We start from the raw sequence: 20,817 nt of genomic DNA, 5'->3' as shown, positions 1-20,817 counted from the left end.
AAAGGTCGCGGCGATGGATACCCCCGCACGACGGCCGCCTCGCGGTCGCCGAGAGGATCCGCCAGTCAGTGACGCCTGCTGACTGGTGCCAGACCTCTCGGCTACGGGCCCGTCAGCGGGTGGGCAAGGGTTGCGGGGTCGTCCGGGCCGACTGGAGCCAGGACGGCGGGAAGGAGGCCCGGCCGAAGCGAAGGAGGACAGGACGTCCGACTGAGCGTCCCCGCGACCCTTGCCCACCCGATGAGGGGCCAACGACGATAGAAAGCCGCGTCGGGCCTGAAGGCCCTCCTACATGCCTGTGGGGGCGTTCCCGTGTAGCATCCCGTGCCTTCGGGACCATCCGCCGGGGGACGCATGAGCAGCCAGGACCACAGCACCACCGTCCGGGACGTCAGACAGCTCGGGACTTTCGCCGCACTCGGCAGCCTGGGTTACGTCTTCTGGATCTGCGGCGGCATGGAGATGATCGAGCGCCTCGCCTACTACGGCGTGCGCCAGGTCTCCAGCCTCTACGCCACCGACGCTCAGTCCCGCGGCGGGCTCGGCCTGCTCGAATCGGACCTCGGCATCATCTTCTTCGTCTGGGCCGTCACCCAGACCTTCGTGCCGGTGTTCACCGGCGGCATCTCCGATCGCGTCGGCTACAAGGAGACGATCTTCGCCTCCACGGTATTCAAGATCGCCGGCTACCTGATCATGGCGATGGTGCCCACGTTCTGGGGCTTCCTGGCCGGCGCGGTCGTGCTCGCTTTCGGCACCGGCATCTTCAAGCCCGGCATCCAGGGCACCATTGTGAAGGCGACGAGCCGCAAGAACAGCTCGGTGGCCTGGGGCGTGTTCTACCAGACGGTGAACATCGGCGGCTTCCTCGGCCCCATCATCGCCGCCCAGCTCCGCCAGCTGGCCTGGGAGAACGTGTTCTACGTGTGCGCCGCCATCATCTCGCTGAACTTCCTCCTGCTGCTCACCTACAGGGAGCCGGACAAGGAAGAGCGGCTCGCTCACCGCGCGAAGATCCGGAGCGGCGAGCTCACCGAGAAGTCCCTGTGGCGCGAGAGCCTGAAGGAGCTCTCGAACCCGGTGCTCGTCTGGTACATCGTGCTGTTCTGCGGCTTCTGGTTCATGCTCTACATCCTCTGGGACGTGGGGCCGCTGTACTTCCGCGACTGGGTGGACACCAGCCGCCTGGTCACGGACGTGTTCGGCCCGGACGGCACCGACTCGAAGGCCGTGATCTTCTTCTTCGGCCTGAACCAGGAAGGCACGCGCATGATGCCCGAGGGCGTGGTGAACATTAACGCCATGCTGATCATGTTCACCTGCTTCCTGGTGGCCGGCTGGAGCGCGCGGCTGCGAGCCGCGAACTCGATGGCGCTGGGCACGTTCTTCGCCTCGTCGGCCATGCTGCTGTTCGGCGGCTTCAACGCCGCCTGGGTGATCGTCGGCGGCATCGTCATCTTCTCCCTGGGCGAGATGCTCTCCAGCCCGAAGTCCAGCGAGTACCTCGGCAACATCGCGCCACGGGACAAGAAGGCGATGTACCTCGGCTTCTCCCAGCTGCCCATCGGCGTGGGCTGGTCGCTGGAGAGTTACATCGGCCCCACGCTGTACGGCAGGTTCTCCTCGAAAGAGCAGATCTCCCGGGAGGTGCTGGTACAGGACTACGGGCTCAGCGCCGCCGACGTGCAGGCCGTGCCCATCGGCGAGGCCTTCCAGAAGCTGGTGGCGGTGAGCGGGCAGAGCGCCCAGGCCATGACCGATCAGCTGTATGCGGCCTACAACATCGGCGCGGTCTGGTACCTCATGGGCGCAGTGGGGCTGATCTCGGGTTTCGGGCTGTACGTGTACGGCCGCTGGACCTACCGCCTGGCGATGTAGGAGGGGATTTGTGGGAGGGGCTTTGTAGGAGGGGCTTTAGCCCCGATTCGTTACCCAATCGGGCCTGAAGGCCCTCCTACATAGAATTGATGCATCGCTTCCTCTACATGTTCGGTCTCATCCTCGCCGGCGAGGCCGTGTTCGCGCTGCCGTTCCATATCGCGCGATTCTTCCGGCCGGCGGTGCTCGACGTCTTCCAGCTCACCAACACCGAGCTCGGCGCGGCGCAGGGCGTGTACGGCATCCTCGCGATGCTGGCCTATTTCCCCGGCGGGCCGCTGGCCGACCGCTTCCCCGCCCGCAAGCTGCTCGCGTTCTCGCTCTGGTCGACAGCGGCCGGCGGCCTCTACATGGCGACCATCCCCGATTACACGGGGGCGCTCGTGCTGTGGGGCTTCTTCGGCGTCACCACCATCCTGTTCTTCTGGGCGGCGCTGATCCGGGCGACGAGGGACTGGGGCGGCAGCGACGAGCAGGGCCGCGCCTACGGCCTGCTGGACGGCGGCCGCGGGTTGCTCGCCGCGGCGCTGGCTTCCGTCGCGGTCGCCTTCTTCGGCCTGGTATTCCCCGAAGGCACGGGCGCCGTCACCTTCGAGGAGCGCAAGGCTGCCCTCGTCACGGTGATCCACGGCTACACACTGGTCACTGCGCTGGCCGGCGTGTTCGTCTGGTTCGTCATCCGGGACGGGCATCCGTCCGAGGAGCCGGACCTCGAACGCTGGCGGCCGGCGGAGGAGGGCCTCGGTCATCACATCGCGCGCGTGCTGGCCATGCCCGCCGTCTGGCTGCAGGCGCTGATCGTGGTGTGCGCCTACGTCGCCTACAAGGGTTTCGACAACTACTCCCTCTATGCGGTGGAGGTCTACGGCATGAGCGACGTGGACGCCGCCCGCATCGCCGCCATCGGTGCCTGGATGCGGCCGGTGGCCGCCGTCGCCGCAGGCTTCCTCGGCGACCGTTACGGCGTCGCCCGCATGACCGTCGCATGTTTCGTGATGCTGCTGGCCTCGTACCTTTTCCTCGGTTTCGATTCGGCCGTGGCCGGCGCGACCTGGGTGCTGCTCGGCAACGTGCTGGCCGCCTCGGCGGCCATGTTCGGCCTGCGCGCCCTGTACTTCGCGTTGTTCGAAGAGGCGAAGGTGCCGGACGCGCTGACGGGCACCGCCGTGGGCCTGGTCTCGGTGATCGGCTTCACGCCGGATATCTTCGTGGGTGTCGTCGGCGGGTTGCTGCTGGACGCCTCGCCCGGCCTTGCCGGCCACCGGCACTACTTCCTGTTCCTCGCGGCCTTCGCCGCCATCGGGCTGGCCGCCAGCTACACGCTTTTCCGCCGCCTGCATCCACGCCGGCCGGGCCCCCGTTTGGAATCCCGCGCCGGAGGCGCCTAGAATGGTGTCATCCCAATCAGCGCGTCAGGTCGCGCCGGAGAACATAATGCCCGTGTGACGTCGAGGGACGGTGTAGCGGACTCCCGCGCGACCCAGGCTGCGTAAAGGTCACGGAACTTTGCAGCAGAGCACCGACTCCGGTCACGAGGCCGGCGACGAACTCGTCGAGGAAATCGTCGACGAATACGTATCCGACTTCGAGGTTGGGCAGGACAACGTCCAGCCCTTCGGCCTCGATTTCCATAATCCGGTCTTCGCCATCTCCGCCGTCTCGGTGATCGTCTTTGTGGTCTTCACGCTGTCCTTCCCGGAACTGGCGAAGCACTGGTTCGGCGACCTCCGCCCGTGGCTGACGACCCGATTCGACTGGTTCTTCATGGCCGCGGGCAATTTCTTCGTGCTGTTCTGCATCGCGCTCATCGTGCTGCCGGTGGGCAAGGTGCGCATCGGCGGGCCGGACGCCGAGCCCATGTACTCCTACGTCTCCTGGGTGTCGATGCTGTTCGCCGCCGGCATCGGCATCGGCATCATGTTCTACGCGGTGCTGGAGCCGATGAATCATCTGCTCACGCCGCCGCTCGGCCTGGAGGGGCTCAGCGAGGACGCGCGGCGGGAACTCGCGATGGCCGCCACGGTGTTCCACTGGGCCATCCACCCGTGGGCCGTCTACGGCATCGTCGGGCTCGCGCTCGCCTTCTTCGCGTACAACAAGGGCCTGCCGCTGATCGTGCGCTCGGCCATGTACCCCATCTTCGGCGAGCGCGTGTGGGGCTGGCCCGGCCACATCATCGATGTGCTCGCCGTGTTCGCCACCCTGTTCGGGCTGGCCACCTCGCTCGGCTACGGCGCCGAGCAGTCCGCCGGCGGGCTCGCGTATCTGTTCGGCATCTCCGAGGGCCACGTGGTGAAGCTCACCATCATCGTGGTCATCACCATCATGGCGCTCATCTCGGTGCTGCGCGGCCTGGACGGGGGAATCAAGGTCCTGTCCGAGAGCAACATGGCGATGGCCGCCGTGCTCGGGCTGTTCGTGCTGCTGGTCGGCCCGACGCTGGATAGCCTGGGCGCCATCGTCGACAACACTCTCGCCTATTTCCGCTACATGCCGGCGCTGTCAAACTGGGTGGGCCGCGAGGACATGTACTACATGCACGACTGGACCACGTTCTACTGGTCGTGGTGGATCGCGTTCTCGCCCTTCGTCGGCATGTTCATCGCCCGCATCTCGTCGGGCCGCACGGTGCGCGAGTTCCTGCTGGTGTCCATCCTCGCGCCGTCCTTCATCTTCATCGTCTGGATGACGGTCTTCGGCAACGCCGCCATGGACCAGTACTTCCTGCAGGGCTACGAGGGCGTCGTCGACACGGTCAGGAACTTCCAGCCGGAGTTGTCGCTGTTCCTGTTCCTGGCGGAATACCCGCTCGCGACGCTGACCTCGGGCATCGGCATCCTGCTGGTGCTGATCTTCTTCGTGACGTCGATGGACTCGGGTGCGCTGGTGGTGGATACGATGACGGCCGGCGGCAAGATCGACGCGCCCATCGCCCAGCGCGTGTTCTGGTGCGTGTTCCTCGGGCTGATCGGCATCGCGCTCATGGAGGGCGGCGGGCTGTCGTCGCTGCAGGCCCTGGCGCTGGCCACGGGATTCCCGTTCGGCATCGTGATCCTGCTGATGTCGGTGAGTCTGTACAAGGGCCTCGCGGCGGAGGTGAAACTGCTGGAGGCTCAGGCCCTGGCAGAGACAGAGGCAGAAGCCGAGACGGAGCCGGCGGAGGGGGAGAAGGCCTGATGGCGGATAAGCTGTATCGGCACATCGGCGTGCCGGTGGACCTGGCGCACCGCGAGAAACTCGGCAAGGCGCTCACCAGCGCGACTGAGCTGGCGAAGTGCTACGGCGCGCGAATCACTCTGGTGGCGGTCACGGGGCCCGCGCCGGGGGAGGCGGCCCACAATCCGAAGGAGTTCCGCGCGAAGCTGGAGGCATTCGCCGCCGAGCTGGCGGAGGGGTCCGGCGTGGCCGTGGATGCGCGGACCGAGGTCATCGGCGATCCGGTCGCCGACCTGGACAAGGCGCTGGACCGCCAGTTCCACGAGCTCGGCGTCGACCTGGTGGTGATGGCCTCCCACGTGCCCGGCTTCCGGGAATACGTGTTCCACTCCAACGCCGGCTTCCTGGCCTCCCACACGGATCTGTCGGTATTCGTTGTACGAGGGTAGGAGGGCCTTCAGGCCCGATTGAATAGTGAATCGGGGCTAAAGCCCCTCCTACGAGACCCTCCTACATGATGGATATCGCTTGCGTTTAACTCGCGCATGCCCCATCATGCCGGGGCGATCCAAGAGTTCTGGCCTGCCTTACGACTACCCGTCCGGTCCTCGGACGGCTTCTTGAGACTACCCATTGCGACCGGATTGTTCGTCACCGCACCCGATTTGCGTGCGGCACTACTGTTATTGGAGGCCAGAATGGCTACAGGTACTGTGAAATGGTTTGACCCCGCCAAGGGTTTTGGATTCATCCAGCCGGAAGACGGCTCTAAGGACGTGTTCGTGCACGTCACCGCGGTTCACGCTGCAGGCATGGACACGCTGTCCGAAGGCCAGCGCGTGAACTTCGAGCTGGTCACCGAGCGCGGCAAGACCGCGGCCGGCAACCTGCAGGCGGCGTAACGCCACCAAGATGTAGGAGGGCCTTCAGGCCCGATGTGGCCTTCAGGCCCGACACCTAGATCCGGAAACGGCCCCTCACGGGGCCGTTTTTCGTTGTGGATCTTGTAGGAGGGGCTTTATCCCCGATCCATCGAAAAATCGGGGATAAATCCCCTCCTACATTTCTTCTATCTCGGTGCGGCGGGGGTAGAAGGCGACGTACCCCGCAATCGGCGCCACCTCGTCGTACACGGCCGGGTAGTACCAGGCCACATCCTCCCCGTCCACCGCGTAGTAGCGTGCCTCGCCTTTGAACGGGCAGGTGGTCCGCGTATCGCTGGCCGCCAGCTTGTCCACGGCCACATCCTCCGGCGGGAAATACAGCGCCCGGTCGTAGCCGGTTTCGTCCAGCGCCAGCACGCCCGTGCTGTCGGCCACCCGCACGCCGTCCACCGCCACCTTCCAGCGGCCGGGGGCCTGGCTGATCTCGACGCGATGGTCCGGCGCGCGCTCCGCGCCCGGCGACGGTCCCAATGTGTTCCTATCCATGGCGGCCCCCATGGTGATCCACCTGATCCACAATACCGGTTCGTGTCCGTTCCAGCATACCCCACGCCTGCGCGCCGGACACCGCGGGCCGGACGCCGTGAGCTAGACACCGTGGTTGCTAATTGGGAGACTCGTTTGCATCCAGGGGCGGATCAGGAGCACGCGGGATGACGGCATTCTCGAAAGTGGCAGGGACAATGGTTCTGGTCGCCGCGGCGGGGTTGTTCTCCGCGCCGCCGGCCGATGCCGCGGACGGCGTCCTCGACCGGGTTGCCGAAACCGGAGAATTCCGCATCGGCTATGCCACCGGCTCGCCGCCGCTTTCCTTCACCGACGCGGACGACAAACCCGCCGGCTATTCCATCGAGCTGTGCCGCCACATCGGCCGGACGCTGCAGCGCGAGCTCGGCCTGGCGAAGCTGGAATTCACCTTCGTGCCGCTGGTCTCCATGCAGGACCGCCTGAAGGCCGTGGAGCAGGGCGACGTCGACATCGAATGCGGCGCCACCACCGTCACGCTGTCCCGGCGCGAGCGCGTCGACTTCACGCTGATGACGTTCATCACCGGCAGCGCGGTGTTGTCCCGCAAAGCCGCGCCCATCGGCAGCCCGGCCGATCTTGCCGACAAGGTGATCGCCGTGATGCCGGACACCACCACCGAGGCCGTGCTGCGCGAATTCGCGGAGGTGAACGAGACCGGCCTGAAGCTGGCGATGGTGGAGACTCACGGAGAGGGCATGGCGCTGCTGAACGCCGGCGAGGTGGACGGCTTCGCCTCCGATCGCGCCATGCTGATCGGCCAGGTCTTCACCGACGAGAACGCCCGCAACGAGTACGAGATGACCCGCAGCGTGCTGTCGTTCGAGCCCTATGCGCTGATGGTCCCGCGGGGCGACACGCGCTTCCGTCTGGCCGCCGACCGGGCGCTCGCGGAGCTGTACCGCTCGGCCCGCATCAGGCGCCTCTACCAGGACTGGTTCGGCCGCTACGGCGAGCCGCTCTCGCCCATCGTCGAGGCCATGTACCAGTTCCAGGCCGTAGGCGAATAAGATGTAGGAGGGCCTTCAGGCCCGATTTGTAGGAGGGCCTTCAGGCCCGATCGGTGAATGAATCGGGGCTGAAGTCCCTCCTACAAGCCCCTCCTGCATTGTCTCTATTCGGTGTAGTCGCGGCGATAGAGTCGGTTTTCGCTGCAGTCGGAGATGCCTTCGAACAGTTGGTCCGCCGCCTCGCCCTCTTCGCTGCCGAGGAACTCCTTGGTGGCGCTCCACGTCGCCAGGTCCGGATAGGTGTCGACGAACAGGAACATATCCGTTTTGCCGACGATCGAACGAACGACGCTGGTGCGGATCTTGCCCTCGCCGATCTCCTTGCTGACCATCGCCAGCCATTTCGAATTGGCCGCCTGCACGTCCTCGACGGTCTTGCCCTCCTCGAGTTCGCAGGTCCACACCTCCTCGAAGATGGTCTCGGCGTAAGCTGCCATGCCGAGGCACGTCAGAGCGCCCGCCACCGTCACATGCGTCAATAATCTCTTCATCGTAGCTCCCCTTGGGGTTTATGGTTGTTATGGCCCGACGGAGTATAGTCCACCCGTATGAGTTTCGTACTCGAGAGTCTTCGCGCCGACCGGGAAGCCTTCCTCGTCTTCCTCCCGCGGCTGATGTACGCCGTCATCCTGCTGCTCGTCGCGATGGCCGCCGCGCGGATCGTCGGCAATCTCCTCTCCCGGCTCATCAGCCGCAGTCCGCGATTCCGGCCAAACGAGCGCTTCATCCGCCGGGTGGTCAGCCTGGTGATCGTTTCCGCCGGACTCCTGCTCGCCCTCGGTGTCATGGGCTTCAGCGGCGTCGCCGCCAGTCTGCTCGCCACCGGCGGTGTCCTGGCCATCGTGCTCGGCTTCGCCTTCCGTGAGATCGGCGAGAATCTGCTGGCCGGCGTGTTCCTGACCTTCAGCCGGCCGTTCGAACTCGGTGATCTGATAAAGACGGGCGATCTCACCGGCACCGTACGCTCCATCAACATCCGTTCCATCCATATCCGCACGGCGGACGCCTGCGACGTGTTCGTTCCCAGCGCCCAGATATTCCGCGAACCCCTGTACAACTACACCCGCGACGGGTTGCGGCGGCCGAGCTTCACCGTCGGCGTCGCCTACGACGATGAGCCCGAGGGCGTGATCGGTTTGCTGGAGCGCACCACCGCAGGCGTCGACGACGTGCTCGCCGAACCCGAACCTTTCGTCACCATCGCGGAGTTCGGCGGCGGCTGGATCGTGTACGAGGTATTCTTTTATCTGGATCTGAACGCGAGTGCCCGCGGCCTGGTCGCGGTGGCCAACGACGTGAAGGCATCGTGCTGGCGCGCGCTGCGCCAGGCGGGCATGACCTTCAGCACTGACGTCACGACGGCCGTCGATATCCGCTCGGCGCCGCCCGTCGAAATCCACGGAGGCAATCCATGAAGCTCTGGCAACGACTGCTCATAGCCCTCGTCGCGATGTTCGCGGCGAGCCTGATCGTCGGGTTCGTCTGGGCCCGTCTCTTCGAGCCGGCCATGCCGCCCTATCTCAGTGGCGTCGTCGGCGGCCTGGCGGCCCTGGCCACCTGGGAACTCCTGAGAACGAAGGGGTAGGCGGGCCTGGTAGGAGGGGCTTTAGCCCCGATTGGTTAATGAATCGGGGATAAATCCCCTCCTGCATCTCAGAACGTCTGGCCCAGGAACAGGTACGCCGACCGCCGATCTCCCTCGCCCATGCCCCAGCCGAGGTAGAGCGGCCCCAGCAGCGTATCCAGCACCACGAAGACGCTGCCGGCGGTGAGGGTATTGGCGAAGCTCGCCTCGTCGGTGCTCTCCCACACGTTGCCGGCTTCCAGCGACGCGCCCAGGTAGACCGGCGTGCCCAGGCCGGGCAGCGACTCATCGCCGAGGCGGCGGTAGTAGACCAGCCGGCCGATGCCACGGTGCTTGCCGCGCAGCTCGTCGATGGCGTAGCCGGACAGACTGAACAGCCCGCCGAGCGTGAACGGCCGTACACCCGTGGTCTCGTCGCGCACGGTGCTGTCCAGGTTCCACCAGTTCAGGATCGTGTTGCGGCCCCAGGTGTAGGGTTTCAGCAGGAAGAAGCTGGCCACGTCGAATTCGCCGTCCGAGCCGAGGCTCTCCCGGGAACCGTTCCAGCCCAGCGCCATCAGCGTGCCGTGGCGGGGGATGTCCACCTGATCGACGGTGTCCCAGGCGAACTCGGCGATCAGCAGGCCGAGGTCGCCTTCGCCTTCCTCGAGGCCGGGGTCGCCGATGCGCAGGGACTCGTCGCTGCGCGAGCGCGACACGCCGATGCGCAGCTCGCCCCAGTTGCCGAGCTGGCGCCCGCCTTCCAGCGCCACGATGGCCTCGCTGGCGTCGAGGCGCGCGAGCTGCGCACCCTCGTCGAACAGGGCCCGCGCCGTGCGCCTGAGCTCCACCCGCGGGTTCACGAACCAGCGCGAGCGATAGTCCAGCGGCTGGAAGAACTCGGCGAACAGGCGGGGCGACTCGCCGATCTGCAGCTCGGTGCGGAACTCGCCGCCCAGCGGGTTGAGCTCCGTCATCGTCAGCCGGGCGGCGGCGTTGTAGTTGCTGCCGCCCTCGAAGTCGTCCTCCAGGTTCAGGCCGAAGCGCAGATAGTTCGGTCCCCAGTTCTTGCCCGTGCTCTCGATCTCCAAGGTCGTCAGCGCGCCTTCCTCGCGCACGTCCCAGGTCACCGTCTCGAAGGTATCCAGCGCGTAGATCTCGGCGATGTCACTCTCCAGCGCATCGACGTCCAGCGGCCCGCCGGTGAGATCGCCGAGCTTCGCTTCCACGGCCTTCGGCGACAGCCCGGAGCGGTTCTTCACCCGCACCCGGTCGATCGACGGCGGCTCGCCCCGGCGCGTCGCCACCCGTGCCTTCCATGCCCGGTACTCGGCTGCCGGGATCGACAACCGCGCCAGCTCGTCCGCCTGCGCGGCCGCCGCCTGCCGGCCGATCTCCATGGCCTCCGCCAGCTGGTCGAAGGCCTGGGCGCCGAGGGTGCCGAGCTCCGGCTCGATATGGATATCAGCGTCTTCCAGCAGGCGCAGCTGATCCTCGGCCCGGCTGTTGATCAGGATGGTGAGCATCTGGCGGGTGATGGCCAGGGCCGAGCCGAGCTCGGACTCGGGCTGCAGCGGGAAGCCCAGATCCACCGCGATGATCACGTCCGGCTGCATCCCGCGCATGACCTCGATGGGCAGGTTGCTGGCGATGCCGCCGTCCACCAGCAGGCGTCCACCCTCGCGTTCCGGCCGGAAGATGCCGGGCACGGCCATGCTGGCGTGCATGGCCGAGACCAGGTCGCCGGAGTCGAACACCACCATCTCGCCCGTGGCGATGTCGGTGGCGACCGCGCGGAAGGGGATCGGCAGCGCATCGAAATCCTCCACCGTGGTCACCGGCAGCGTCAGTCGGCGCAGCTCGAGGTCGAGGTTCTGTCCCTGCACCAAGCCGCCGGGCAGCAGCAGGCCGGTCCGGTCCACGCCCAGATCGAAGTCGACCAGAAAGCCCAGGTCGTCGGACTTGCGGCGGAACGAGCGCTGCGAGCGGGGCGGACGGTCGGTGAGCAGCACGTTCCAGTCCGCGGTCTCCACGACCTCGATCAGTTCGTCCGCGCTCATGCCGGAGGCGTACAGGCCGCCGACCACGGCACCCATGCTGGTGCCCGCAACGTAGTCCACCGGAATGTTGAGCTCTTCCAGCACCCGGATGACGCCCACGTGGGCTCCGCCCCGGGCGCCGCCGCCGCTCAGCACCAGTCCGACGGTGGGACGGGGCAGGGCGTCGTGGCAGGCGAGCAGAGCCGCCAGGGCGGTCACTGCGAGCGAACGCCACGCAATCCGGCGGGGCGGCCGGGATGCGCGGTGTCGGTGTGAGGCTCGGTGTTCCATCGCCAGCGGACCGTGTGAGTGCTCCAAACCGGTCAACTTTGGCCGAAGCTTTCCGCGATTGCCATCCGCACTCGGCGCAGACCGTAGGAGGGCCTTCAGGCCCGATTGTCTAATGCATCGGGGCTAAAGCCCCTCCTACAGCCCTTCCTACGAGCCCCTCCTACAGTTTCATTCGGGTCGGGTGTTACCCTGATCAAGGGACGGAGCAAATCCTCAACCAAGGAGCGACTCATGCAACGAAAGGCAAGTGCGAACTGGAAAGGCGGTCTTCGCGATGGCGAAGGCACGCTGACGACTGCTAGCGGCGTACTCGCTACCACGCCCTATTCGTTCGGCACGCGATTCGAGGATGCTAAAGGTACGAACCCGGAAGAGTTGATCGGCGCGGCTCACGCCGGCTGCTTCTCGATGGCGCTGTCCATGATTCTCGGCGAGGCCGGCTACACCCCCGAACTCATCGATACCCGCGCCGCCGTCAGCCTGGAGCAGGTCGACGACGGTTTCGCCATTACGAGCGTGCACCTTGACGTCAAGGCGAAGGTTCCCGGCGCCGGCGAAGACGACTTCCGGGAAGCCGCCGAAAAGGCCAAGCAGGGATGCCCGGTCTCCAAGGCCCTCGACGTCGAGATCACCATGGAAAGCCGCCTGGTAGAAACGTAGGAGGCCCCGTAGGAGGGCCTTCAGGCCCGATTGTCTAATGCATCGGGGCTAAAGCCCCTCCTACAGCCCCTCCTACAGTTCTGCGTAGGGCACCCCGAAGGTGTCGCCGTCCTCGATGCGGCCGCTCGCATACCCCCGGTCGAACCAGCGCATGCGCTGCTCCGAGGTGCCGTGGGTGAAGGCGTGGGGCGTCACACGGCCGCGAGTGCGCTGCTGGATGGCGTCGTCGCCGATGCGGTTCGCGGCGCGCATGGCCTCGTCGATGTCGCCGCGGTCGAGATAGCGCTGGTTGTGCCGCGCCCACACGCCGGCGAGGAAGTCGGCCTGCAGTTCCAGCCGCACCGACCACTGGTTGTAGTCGGGCTGGCCGCGTCGCTGCGCCACCTTCTGCGAGATGCCGAGCAGGTTCTGCACGTGATGGCCGACCTCGTGCGCGATGACGTAGGCCTGGGCGAAGTCCCCCGGCGCGTCGAACTGGCGGGCGAGGTCGTCGTAGAAGCCCAGGTCGATATAGATCTTACGGTCGGCCGGACAGTAGAACGGCCCCATGCGGGCGTCGCCGACGCCGCAGGCGGTGGGATGGCGGTCGCGGTAGATAACGAGTTCGGGCGGCTGGTAGGTGCGGCCGATGCGCTGGAACTCCCGACTCCAGATGTCCTCCGTCATCGCCAGGGTGACATTGACGAAGTCGAACAGCTCTTCTTCTTCCGCCGAGGCCTGGTAGGCCACCTCCTGCATCTGCCCGCCGCCCGAGCCCGTGAGCATGGCGGGATCGATCAGACCCGCCTGCCAGGCGATGACGCCGGCGACGGCGACGACGATCAGCCCCTTCAGCCCGAACGTGCGCAGGACCAGGTTGACGATCGTCCCGAGACCGCCGATCCCGCGGCCGCCCGCCATCCGCCGCCCGCGGGCGTCGGTGACGTTGGTACTGCGCCGATAGCCTTTCCACTTCATGACCGAAGTGTAGCCTCAGCGGCCGAAATGTAGGAGGGCCTTCAGGCCCGATTGTCTAGCGGATCGGGGCTGAAGCCCCTCCTACAGCTTCGTTAGCGCATGCTCCCCGGCAGTCCTGCGTCCGGTTTGTCGAAGTCGCACACGCCGTCCGGGAAGATGCGCTTCAGCGCCTCCACTTCCTCGGGCGCCGGATCCCAGACGCCGTACAGACCCTTGTCGATGGCCGTCTCCACCGGCTGCAACTCGCACTTGAAGATGCTGCCCTTGAACGGGCCGCCGGCGACGATGCGGGAGGTGGAGTAGGGCGGGAAGCGCTCGGCGCACGCGCCTTCCGGTTTGCCGTTCAGGATGCCGTCCCAGACGTCGTCGCCCGCGGCGTACTCGGTGCCGTCCTTGTTGAAACAGCGATCCACCGCCAGAGGCGGCTTGGCACCGGCGACGCCGAGATGCGGATTCTCCAGCAGGTTGGTCATCCACTGGTCCATGACCTGGAACGCCTCCGGTGTCTGGTCGAACTCGGGACCATCCGGGCCGATATCGGTCATCCAGATCACCTGGTTATCCGCCGAGCCCTGCCCGTCGATCATGCGCTGACGGGCCGCGAACGACTGATGCGAGTTATGCATGTCGAGGATCGGCTCCTGGTACGGGCGCCAGTCGATCGTCGGGATCTCGTGATCGCCCAGGAAGACCAGACCGGCCTCGTAGGCTCGCTGCATCGCGAGCAGATCGCCTTCCTTGCGCGGCGCCGGGTTCGCGGGATCGACGCTGTACACCTGGTTCTTGGCGCTCCAGGGGTCGTACAGCTCCGGAGAGAACGGGCCGAGGAACGGGAAGGTCTCCTGTTGCATCTCGGGCTCGGTCTTCCATCCGCCGATCACGGAGTTGATCGTCAGGAATTCCTGCGGCGAGATGTCGCCGTTGGCCACGGCCTGGAGGCCGTACTGCACGCCGACGTTGTCCCAGAAGTTGCGGGCATAGCCGTCGTCACGCGTCCCGTAGATGTTCACGAGGTCGCCGAAGTGGGTCCACTGGATATCCGCGATGGCCGACTGGGGCTCGTAGTACTCCTGGAAGTCGGCGCGGCCGAACAGCGGGTTCAGCACCAGCGGCGAGAGTCCCCGCCAGCCGTTCACGCACTCGGAAAGACCATTGGACTGAGTGAACACGTTGAACAGATCGTCCTCCGCGTTCATGCCCTCGATGAGCGTCCGGTTGGACCAGGTGTCCCAGAGGGGGTTCGGCGAGATGGCGTCCATGTAGAACTCAATCAGCTCGCAGTCGCCCACGTGGATGGCCTGGGTGACCATGTCCGGGTAGGACAGCTGCGGGATGGCCGCATCGAGCAGGCCCTTGTGGTTCTGGCCGTAGACATACTGCTGGATGCCGCCGCCGGAGCCGCCCACGCCGACCGTGTAGACCGGCGTGTCGTAGAGTTCGACGAAGCGTTCCTTCACCATCAGCGCCGTCTCGCCGCCGAGCTGCAGGTTGTAGTGGGTGCCGGTTTTTGTGCCGGTGGAGTAGGCGATGGCGTAACCCTGGGACAGGCCGTAGTCATACAGCATGCGGCTGCCGCTCGGGTCGCCCTGGGTGTGGCCGATGGCGACGCCACCCTGGAAATAGTAGATGAGTTTGCCGTTCCAGGACGAGGTATCCAGACCATCGGGGTCGTCGTTGAACGGCGTCAGCATGGCGATGCTGTAGATGAAGCGGTTGATCGTGCCGCGCTCCCAGCGCACGAAATAGTCGACGGTCTTGCCGTCCATCGTGGTGGTGGTCGCCATGTCCGCAGGCCGCGGGTCGCCGGGCGTGTACGGTCGGAAGCCGCCGCTGGTCGAGCGGTAGACGTAGGTGACCAGCGTCTCCGCGCTGCAGTCCTTGCTGAAGCCGATGACCGGGCCGTCGTCGAACCCGTTTTCGAAGACCGGGAAACCCTCGCTCGTGTTGTCCGGGATGGCCTGACCGAGATCGTGATCGTGGACCGTGCACACGAACGGATCCTGGTGCGGTCCGGAGAACACCGGGCCGGTGATGGGGTGGTTGGTCAGCGTCAGGCTTGCGTCATCCGGGCGGCCGCGTCCTTTCCCGTTCGGTTTCACGATGACTTCGTTGTCGCCGAGCGCGAGCCCGTCGATAACGCCCGACAGCGTGCGCGTACCCGGCAGCAGCTCGAACCGGTCCGCCTGATTCTGCCCGTTCACCATGACCCTGACCTGATGTGGCGGCACGGTGCGCGGGACATCGATATGAATGCGGGCGTCGCCGCCGGTTACCTGATCCGCAGCGCTGGAACCCACGCTGACCGCGAATTGCGGACGTTCCCCGTTCGGGACGCCGCGGTTCCCCTTGTCGGCCTTGGCGAGTACCGCTTGTCCCGGCAACATCGCGAGGCACGCAAATAGCGCCAGGGACGCACGCGCCGCCCGGCTGAATCGCTTATCGCTCTTCATGCTTCTCCCCCTCTTCTTATACCGACCAGGCGGTCGGTTTCGTTCTACAAGTGACAGGCCCAAAATCGCAGACGGCCGTATCAGATGCAAGACTTGAGCTTCCGCCTGCATTTGACTTAATGCACGTAGGAGGGCCTTCAGGCCCGATTGAACAACGTATCGGGTAATGAATCCGGTAATGAATCGGGGCTAAAGCCCCTCCTACCAGCCCCTCCTACATGCCTCTTGAATCCTTGATGAGGTCGTAGGCGGCGTTGATCTCGCGCGAGCGTTCCTCGGCCACCGCGCGCATGCTCTCGGGCAGCCCGCGGGCGGCCAGCTTGTCGGGGTGGTTCTCGCTGATGAGCTTGCGGTAGGCACGCTTCACCTCCGCGTCGCCGGCATCTTTCGAGATTCCCAGCGCCGCATAGGCATCCTCCAGCCGTTTGCCGGCGGGCGGCCCACCGGGTGCGCCCGACGGGCCCGCCGATGCGGTGCGCAGCAGGGCCTCGAGCTGTGCGACGGCGCCCTCGCCCACGCCGAGCCGCCGCGCCACCCGTACCAGCATGTCGTGCTCGGCGGGGTCCACCTTGCCGTCGGCCGCCACCGCCATTACCTGCAGCTGCAGGAAGAGCTGGATCAGCGGCCCCTGGCGCCGGCTCAGCTGCGCGAAGGCGTCCACCGCCGCGTCCAGGTCGAAGTCCGGCTCCTTGCCCCGGTTGAAGGCGGCCTTGGCGTCGCGGCGCTGTTCGGCGCCGAGCTGCAGCATGTCGAAGATCCGTTCGGCGGCGTTGATTTCCTCGCGGGTGACCACGCCGTCGGTCTTGCACAGCGCACCCATCACCGAAAACGTGGAGTCCAGCAGCTGCGACTGCACGACGCTCAGCTGGCCGATCAGCCAGCGCTGGATAGCGCGCCCGGCCAGCCAGCCGAGCGCGGCGCCGATCAGGAGCCCTTTCAGGCCGCCGAAGAGCCCGCCTAGCAGAGTACCGATGATGACGAACAACATACGCCCAGTTTACCAACGCCGCGCCTGGCAGGAGGGGCTTCAGCCCCGATCTCTTCTAGAATTGGCATCATGGACATCGCCTTCCACGCCCCCGCCGCCCCCCTCGACGCCCACGTCGAGACGCTCTTCCACTACCGCGGCTGGCAGCCGGACCACTCCGTCGAGCGCGTGGTGCCCAGCGGCCACGTCTTCCTGATCTTCGAGCTCGACGGCATCGAGCGCCACACCTGCGACAACGAGACCCTGGCGCCGAACGGCTTCTTCCGCGGCGGCTGGGTGTCGGGCATGCTCCGCCATCACATCACCATCTCGGCGCACCCCGACTCGGAGATGTTCGTCATCCAGTTCCGGGCGGCCGGCGCACGGCCCTTCCTGCACCTTCCACTGGACGGCTTCAGCGAGCGCGTGGTGCCCGGCGAGGAGGTGCTCGGCGGCGAGCTGCTCGTGCTGCGCGACAAGCTGGCAGGTGCGGAAGCCCGCGCGGCGAAATTCGCTGTGGCCGAGGAGTGGCTGGCCGCCCGTTACCGGGAAGACCTCGCGCCGCCGGCACCGATACTGGAGGTGGTCGATCGCCTCGCCGCCGAAACCGGCGAGCGTTACGCCGACGCCATCGCCGACTACTCCGGCAGCCGCAAGCACCTCATCAGCGAGTTCCGTCGTTACCTGGGCGTGACGCCGAAGTACTACCAGCGCATCCTCCGTTTCAACGACGTGCTGCGGGTCATCCAGACGGATGGGCCGGTGCCCTGGAGCGCGGTCGCCCACCACTGCGGCTACTCGGACCAGTCCCACTTCATCCGCGACTTCCGCCACTTCAGCGGCTTCAACCCGACCGACTTCCTCCGCCAGGGCTTCGACGCCCAGACCAATTTCTTCCCCCTAGACCGCCGAGGTTAATTTTTTACAATCCGCAGAACCGCCGCTTCGGCTAGCCTACGACCACTGTAGGAGGGCCTTCAGGCCCGATCCGAACCGTAGGAGGGCCTTCAGGCCCGATCCGAACCGTAGGAGGGCCTTCAGGCCCGATCCGAACCGTAGGAGGGCCTTCAGGCCCGATCAGCAACCGGGGAGAGAAAAACATGAACCCAGCACCCGCCATCAACTGGCTGGCAGTCTTCGCCGCCGCCGCCTCGGCCTTCATCATCGGCGGCCTCTGGTACGGCCCGCTGTTCGGCAAAGCGTGGATGAACGCCAACGGCTACACCGAAGAAGACCTCGCGAAGCGCAGCCTGCCGCTAGTCTTCGGCGTCTCTTTCCTGCTGATGCTGGCGGCAGCCGTGAACCTGGCCATGTTCATCGGCCCCGAAGCCACGATGGGGTTTGCCACCATGGCAGGGCTCGCCGCAGGCCTCGGCTGGGTGGCCACCTTCCTCGGCGTCATCTACCTGTTCGAGAAACGCCCGGCCGCGCTGTGGCTGGTCAACGGCGGCTACTGCGTGGTGGCGCTCACGGCGATGGGCGCCATTCTCGGCGCAATGTGATGGATGTAGGAGGGCCTTCAGGCCCGATTGGGTAAGGAATCGGGGCTGAAGCCCCTCCTACATCAGCCTTAGTCGATCGAGGTCTGCTTCGTCCCGCTGCCGCCCTGTACCGGCGACCAGTGTGCGCCGCGGAGCTTCCACTTGCCGTTTTCCTTGACGTAAATCTCCGTGACACGGGTCAGGTAGTTGGGAACGGCTTCCGAGCCCTTGGGCTGAAACGAACCTTCCGAATAATAGAATGCCGCAGCGGCCTGGCCTGGCACCAGCGTCACCACCGTGATGTGCTTCGGCTCCAGACTGAACGAGACGAACTCCTGTACCGGGGCGTCGCCGGGCACGTTCTGCAGCAGGCCGCCGCTCGACCAGAACTCCACGGACCCCTCCGAGGCCACCGTGCCTTCCTCGCCCTTCAGATTCTTCTTCACGTATTCGTTACCGGAGACGATCAGGTCACGAATGGCCTTCTCCGTAGCGGGATCCGCCTGCACCGTCGCCGTCCCCAGCAGCGCGAGCGCTGCGATCAGTATCGTTCTCATTGTGTCTCTCCCCGGTGATTGACCGATTGGTCGCCCGCAGCGTACGCGCATACCGCGCAGCCGTCATGCTGCGCTGCGCTCCACCAGCATGCAGGAGGGCCTTCAGGCCCGATTCCTGATCCATCGGGCCTGAAGGCCCTCCTACATTGGTAAGATCGGCGCATGCGCTTCCTCCATACCTCCGACTGGCAGCTCGGCATGACCCGCGCCTTCCTGACGCCCGAGGCCTCAGCACGCTTCAGCCAGGCGCGCATCGATGCCATCGCCGCCCTCGGCCGCCTCGCCGTCGAACACGAGGCGCAGTTCATCGTGGTGGCCGGCGACGTGTTCGAGTCGAACCAGATCTCCCGGGAGACGCTGGTGCGAACGCTGGAGGCGCTGAGGCAGGTGACCGTCCCCGTATTCCTGCTGCCCGGCAACCACGACCCGCTGGACGGCGCCTCCATCTTCTCTACAAGAGAATTCCGCGACGCGCCGGAGCACGTCATCGTCATCCGGGATCAGGCGCCTATCGCCGTGCCTGGCGCCGAGGCCGTGGAGGTAGCCGGCGCGCCCTGGCGCACGAAGCGCCCGAACGCCGACCTCTGCGCCGAACTCGCGGCGTCCCTCGACCCGGCACCTGCCGGCGTGACCCGCATCGCCGTCTGCCACGGCCAGACCGACAACCTCTCGCCGGACGCATCGCAGCCGGCCATCGTCGACCTCGCTGCCGCCGAGCAGGCCATCGGCGACGGCCGCTTCCATTACCTCGCCCTCGGCGATCGCCACTCGGTGACCCCCGTCGGTGACACCGGCCGCGTCTGGTACTCCGGCGCGCCGGTCGCCACCGACTTCGTCGAGGAAGACCCCAACCAGGCGCTGCTGGTCGACGTGGATGCCGGACGCTGCGAGGTTACGCCACTCCCCGTCGGCGACTGGCACTTCGTGGCCGAACACTTCACCGTGAACGAGCCCGACGACGTCGAACGCTTCCGCAGCTGGCTCGAGGACGTGCCGGCCAAGGAGCGCACGGCCGTGAAGGTGGGCTTCACGGGCAGCGTGAACCTCGCCACTGCCGCCGTCCTGGACGAGGTCATCGAGACGAGGAGGGAGCTCTTCGCGAGCCTCAGGCTCCGCGAGCGGACCACCGATCTGGCCATCGTCCCCGACGAACTCGACCAGGATTCGGTTTCCCTGGCCGGCTACGCGAAAGCCACCTGGGACGAACTGCTGGCGCAGTCGGAGTCGGGCGACGAGACGGCTGGCGATGCACTCAGGCTGCTGTATCGGTTGTCCGGCTCGACCTGACGTAGGAGGGCCTTCAGGCCCGATTGGGTAATGTATCGGGGCTGAAGCCCCTCCTACAATGCGACCCTGATACGCTCGGGTGATGATGAGAGAGCCGACCTCCCGCTCACCCGGCGTCCTGACCACCGTCGCGCTGACGGCCGTGGCCATGATCGCCTTCGCGGCCAACTCCATCCTGTGCCGCATGGCGCTCGGCCCGGGGCTGATCGATCCGGCCAGCTTCGCGTCCGTCCGCGTCGCTTCGGGCGCCGCGATGCTCGCGCTCATCGTCGCGCCGCGGTGGCGCCGACACGGTCGGGCGCCGGGCAGCTGGCGTGCCGCGGCGATGCTGTTCGGCTACATGGTCTGTTTCTCGTTCGCCTACGTCACGCTGGGTGCGGCGACCGGCGCGCTGATCCTGTTCGGCGCGGTGCAGCTGACGATGTTCGTCGCGGCGCTGCGCGCCGGCGAGCGCTTCCCGCCGGTCTCATGGGCCGGTCTCGCGCTCGCTATCGGCGGTCTCGTGTATCTGGTCTCGCCCGGCGTGACCGCGCCGGCGGTGGACGGCGCAGTGCTGATGATAATCGCCGGCATTGCCTGGGGCGTTTATTCGCTGCTCGGCCGCGGCGGCGGCGACCCGCTGGTCGCCACCGCCAACAATTTCCTCTACTGCCTGCCGCTGGTGCTGCTCGTGAGCCTCGCGTTCGTCGGCCGCTGGCACGGCACGGCGGCGGGTTTCCTGCTGGCCATCGCCTCCGGCGCCGTCGCGTCCGGCCTCGGCTACGTCATCTGGTACGCGGCGCTGAAGGGCCTCACCGCCACCCGGGCGGCGACGGTGCAGTTGTCGGTGCCGGTGATCGCAGCCTTCGGCGGCGTCATGCTGCTCGCGGAGGCCGTCACGCCGCGGCTCGTGATCGCCTCCGCGGCGACGTTGGGTGGTGTCGCCATCGTGCTCCTGCAGCGCTCGAGGTAGGAGCGCCTTCAGGCGCGATCGCCGGGGCATTTCGGGGCTGAAGCCCCTCCTACCCGGCAATTGCTAAACTCAGCTTCATGTCTCCCCACATCTTCCATT

General features: G+C 66.4%; 20 protein-coding genes. 13 read left to right on the top strand and 7 right to left on the bottom strand.

Features of this window, described 5'->3' with window-relative positions:
- The first annotated feature begins 354 nt into the window (after positions 1–354).
- The 5 genes from ACJMKZ_RS07480 to ACJMKZ_RS07460 all read left to right on the top strand — a co-directional run bounded on the left by ACJMKZ_RS07480 (position 355) and on the right by ACJMKZ_RS07460 (position 5,936).
- The gene (locus ACJMKZ_RS07480; protein WP_405232562.1) at positions 355–1,878 is read left to right on the top strand and encodes an MFS transporter; all 1,524 of its coding nucleotides are present in this window, start codon (positions 355–357) and stop codon (positions 1,876–1,878) included.
- Positions 1,879–1,967: 89 nt separating this feature from the next.
- Positions 1,968–3,266, top strand: coding sequence for an MFS transporter (locus ACJMKZ_RS07475; RefSeq protein WP_405232561.1), 1,299 nt, complete (start codon positions 1,968–1,970; stop codon positions 3,264–3,266).
- A gap of 118 nt (positions 3,267–3,384) precedes the next feature.
- Complete coding sequence (locus ACJMKZ_RS07470) at positions 3,385–5,055, top strand: BCCT family transporter (protein ID WP_405232560.1); 1,671 nt, start codon at positions 3,385–3,387, stop codon at positions 5,053–5,055.
- Positions 5,055–5,483, top strand: coding sequence for a universal stress protein (locus ACJMKZ_RS07465; protein ID WP_405232559.1), 429 nt, complete (start codon positions 5,055–5,057; stop codon positions 5,481–5,483). The genes ACJMKZ_RS07470 and ACJMKZ_RS07465 overlap by 1 nt, the downstream gene beginning before the upstream one ends.
- 249 nt (positions 5,484–5,732) lie before the next feature.
- Positions 5,733–5,936: a cold-shock protein gene (locus tag ACJMKZ_RS07460; protein WP_405227234.1), complete on the top strand. Its 204-nt coding sequence runs from the start codon at positions 5,733–5,735 to the stop codon at positions 5,934–5,936.
- 156 nt (positions 5,937–6,092) lie between these two features.
- On the opposite strand, the gene ACJMKZ_RS07455 is transcribed toward ACJMKZ_RS07460, so the two are convergent.
- The gene (locus tag ACJMKZ_RS07455; RefSeq protein WP_405232558.1) at positions 6,093–6,464 is read right to left on the bottom strand and encodes a DUF427 domain-containing protein; all 372 of its coding nucleotides are present in this window, start codon (positions 6,462–6,464) and stop codon (positions 6,093–6,095) included.
- Between the two features lie 167 nt (positions 6,465–6,631).
- Between ACJMKZ_RS07455 and ACJMKZ_RS07450 the strand changes: the two genes are divergently transcribed.
- Entirely contained in the window at positions 6,632–7,513 is an 882-nt protein-coding gene (locus ACJMKZ_RS07450; RefSeq protein WP_405232557.1) for an amino acid ABC transporter substrate-binding protein, read from the top strand.
- 104 nt (positions 7,514–7,617) lie between these two features.
- Here ACJMKZ_RS07450 and ACJMKZ_RS07445 read toward each other — a convergent pair whose 3' ends face one another.
- A complete protein-coding gene (locus tag ACJMKZ_RS07445) occupies positions 7,618–8,004 on the bottom strand; it encodes a hypothetical protein (protein WP_405232556.1) in 387 nt (128 codons plus the stop codon).
- Positions 8,005–8,061: 57 nt separating this feature from the next.
- On the opposite strand from ACJMKZ_RS07445, the gene ACJMKZ_RS07440 reads away from it, so the two are divergent.
- Together ACJMKZ_RS07440 and ACJMKZ_RS07435 are read left to right on the top strand one after the other, a co-directional pair.
- Positions 8,062–8,928 carry a mechanosensitive ion channel family protein gene (locus ACJMKZ_RS07440; protein WP_405232555.1) on the top strand — a complete coding sequence of 289 codons (867 nt, stop codon included), beginning with the start codon at positions 8,062–8,064 and terminating at the stop codon, positions 8,926–8,928.
- Positions 8,925–9,098 (top strand): hypothetical protein, encoded by a 174-nt coding sequence (locus ACJMKZ_RS07435; protein ID WP_405232554.1) that lies wholly within the window; start codon positions 8,925–8,927, stop codon positions 9,096–9,098. Before ACJMKZ_RS07440 ends, ACJMKZ_RS07435 begins: the two co-directional genes overlap by 4 nt.
- A gap of 68 nt (positions 9,099–9,166) precedes the next feature.
- Here the strand turns inward: ACJMKZ_RS07435 and ACJMKZ_RS07430 are convergent, their stop codons facing one another.
- On the bottom strand, positions 9,167–11,335 hold the full coding sequence (locus tag ACJMKZ_RS07430; RefSeq protein WP_405232553.1) for a patatin-like phospholipase family protein: 2,169 nt from the start codon (positions 11,333–11,335) through the stop codon (positions 9,167–9,169).
- A gap of 303 nt (positions 11,336–11,638) precedes the next feature.
- On the opposite strand from ACJMKZ_RS07430, the gene ACJMKZ_RS07425 reads away from it, so the two are divergent.
- Positions 11,639–12,067, top strand: coding sequence for an OsmC family protein (locus ACJMKZ_RS07425; protein ID WP_405232552.1), 429 nt, complete (start codon positions 11,639–11,641; stop codon positions 12,065–12,067).
- A 72-nt stretch (positions 12,068–12,139) separates the two neighbouring features.
- Here the strand turns inward: ACJMKZ_RS07425 and ypfJ are convergent, their stop codons facing one another.
- The 3 genes from ypfJ to djlA form a co-directional block, all read right to left on the bottom strand.
- Complete coding sequence (gene ypfJ / locus ACJMKZ_RS07420; RefSeq protein WP_405232551.1) at positions 12,140–13,024, bottom strand: KPN_02809 family neutral zinc metallopeptidase; 885 nt, start codon at positions 13,022–13,024, stop codon at positions 12,140–12,142.
- A 92-nt stretch (positions 13,025–13,116) separates the two neighbouring features.
- Positions 13,117–15,474, bottom strand: a complete 2,358-nt coding sequence (locus tag ACJMKZ_RS07415; protein ID WP_405232550.1) for a DUF6351 family protein — start codon at positions 15,472–15,474, stop codon at positions 13,117–13,119.
- A 214-nt stretch (positions 15,475–15,688) separates the two neighbouring features.
- Complete coding sequence (gene djlA, locus ACJMKZ_RS07410) at positions 15,689–16,462, bottom strand: co-chaperone DjlA (RefSeq protein ID WP_405232549.1); 774 nt, start codon at positions 16,460–16,462, stop codon at positions 15,689–15,691.
- A gap of 69 nt (positions 16,463–16,531) precedes the next feature.
- Here djlA and ACJMKZ_RS07405 point away from each other — a divergent pair, with 69 nt between their 5' ends.
- Together ACJMKZ_RS07405 and ACJMKZ_RS07400 are read left to right on the top strand one after the other, a co-directional pair.
- Positions 16,532–17,359, top strand: a complete 828-nt coding sequence (locus ACJMKZ_RS07405) for a helix-turn-helix domain-containing protein (protein ID WP_405232548.1) — start codon at positions 16,532–16,534, stop codon at positions 17,357–17,359.
- A 182-nt stretch (positions 17,360–17,541) separates the two neighbouring features.
- Complete coding sequence (locus ACJMKZ_RS07400) at positions 17,542–17,943, top strand: DUF1761 domain-containing protein (protein WP_405232547.1); 402 nt, start codon at positions 17,542–17,544, stop codon at positions 17,941–17,943.
- A gap of 68 nt (positions 17,944–18,011) precedes the next feature.
- On the opposite strand, the gene ACJMKZ_RS07395 is transcribed toward ACJMKZ_RS07400, so the two are convergent.
- Positions 18,012–18,479, bottom strand: coding sequence for a hypothetical protein (locus ACJMKZ_RS07395; RefSeq protein WP_405232546.1), 468 nt, complete (start codon positions 18,477–18,479; stop codon positions 18,012–18,014).
- Between the two features lie 162 nt (positions 18,480–18,641).
- Between ACJMKZ_RS07395 and ACJMKZ_RS07390 the strand changes: the two genes are divergently transcribed.
- On the top strand, positions 18,642–19,766 hold the full coding sequence (locus ACJMKZ_RS07390; protein ID WP_405232545.1) for a metallophosphoesterase family protein: 1,125 nt from the start codon (positions 18,642–18,644) through the stop codon (positions 19,764–19,766).
- 85 nt (positions 19,767–19,851) lie between these two features.
- A complete protein-coding gene (locus tag ACJMKZ_RS07385; RefSeq protein ID WP_405233155.1) occupies positions 19,852–20,718 on the top strand; it encodes a DMT family transporter in 867 nt (288 codons plus the stop codon).
- Positions 20,719–20,817: the final 99 nt, after the last annotated feature.

The organism is Lentisalinibacter salinarum, from assembly GCF_040706555.1.
In the GTDB taxonomy this organism is placed as follows: domain Bacteria; phylum Pseudomonadota; class Gammaproteobacteria; order Steroidobacterales; family Woeseiaceae; genus Lentisalinibacter; species Lentisalinibacter salinarum.
This window is presented reverse-complemented; position numbering and strand designations above follow the sequence as displayed.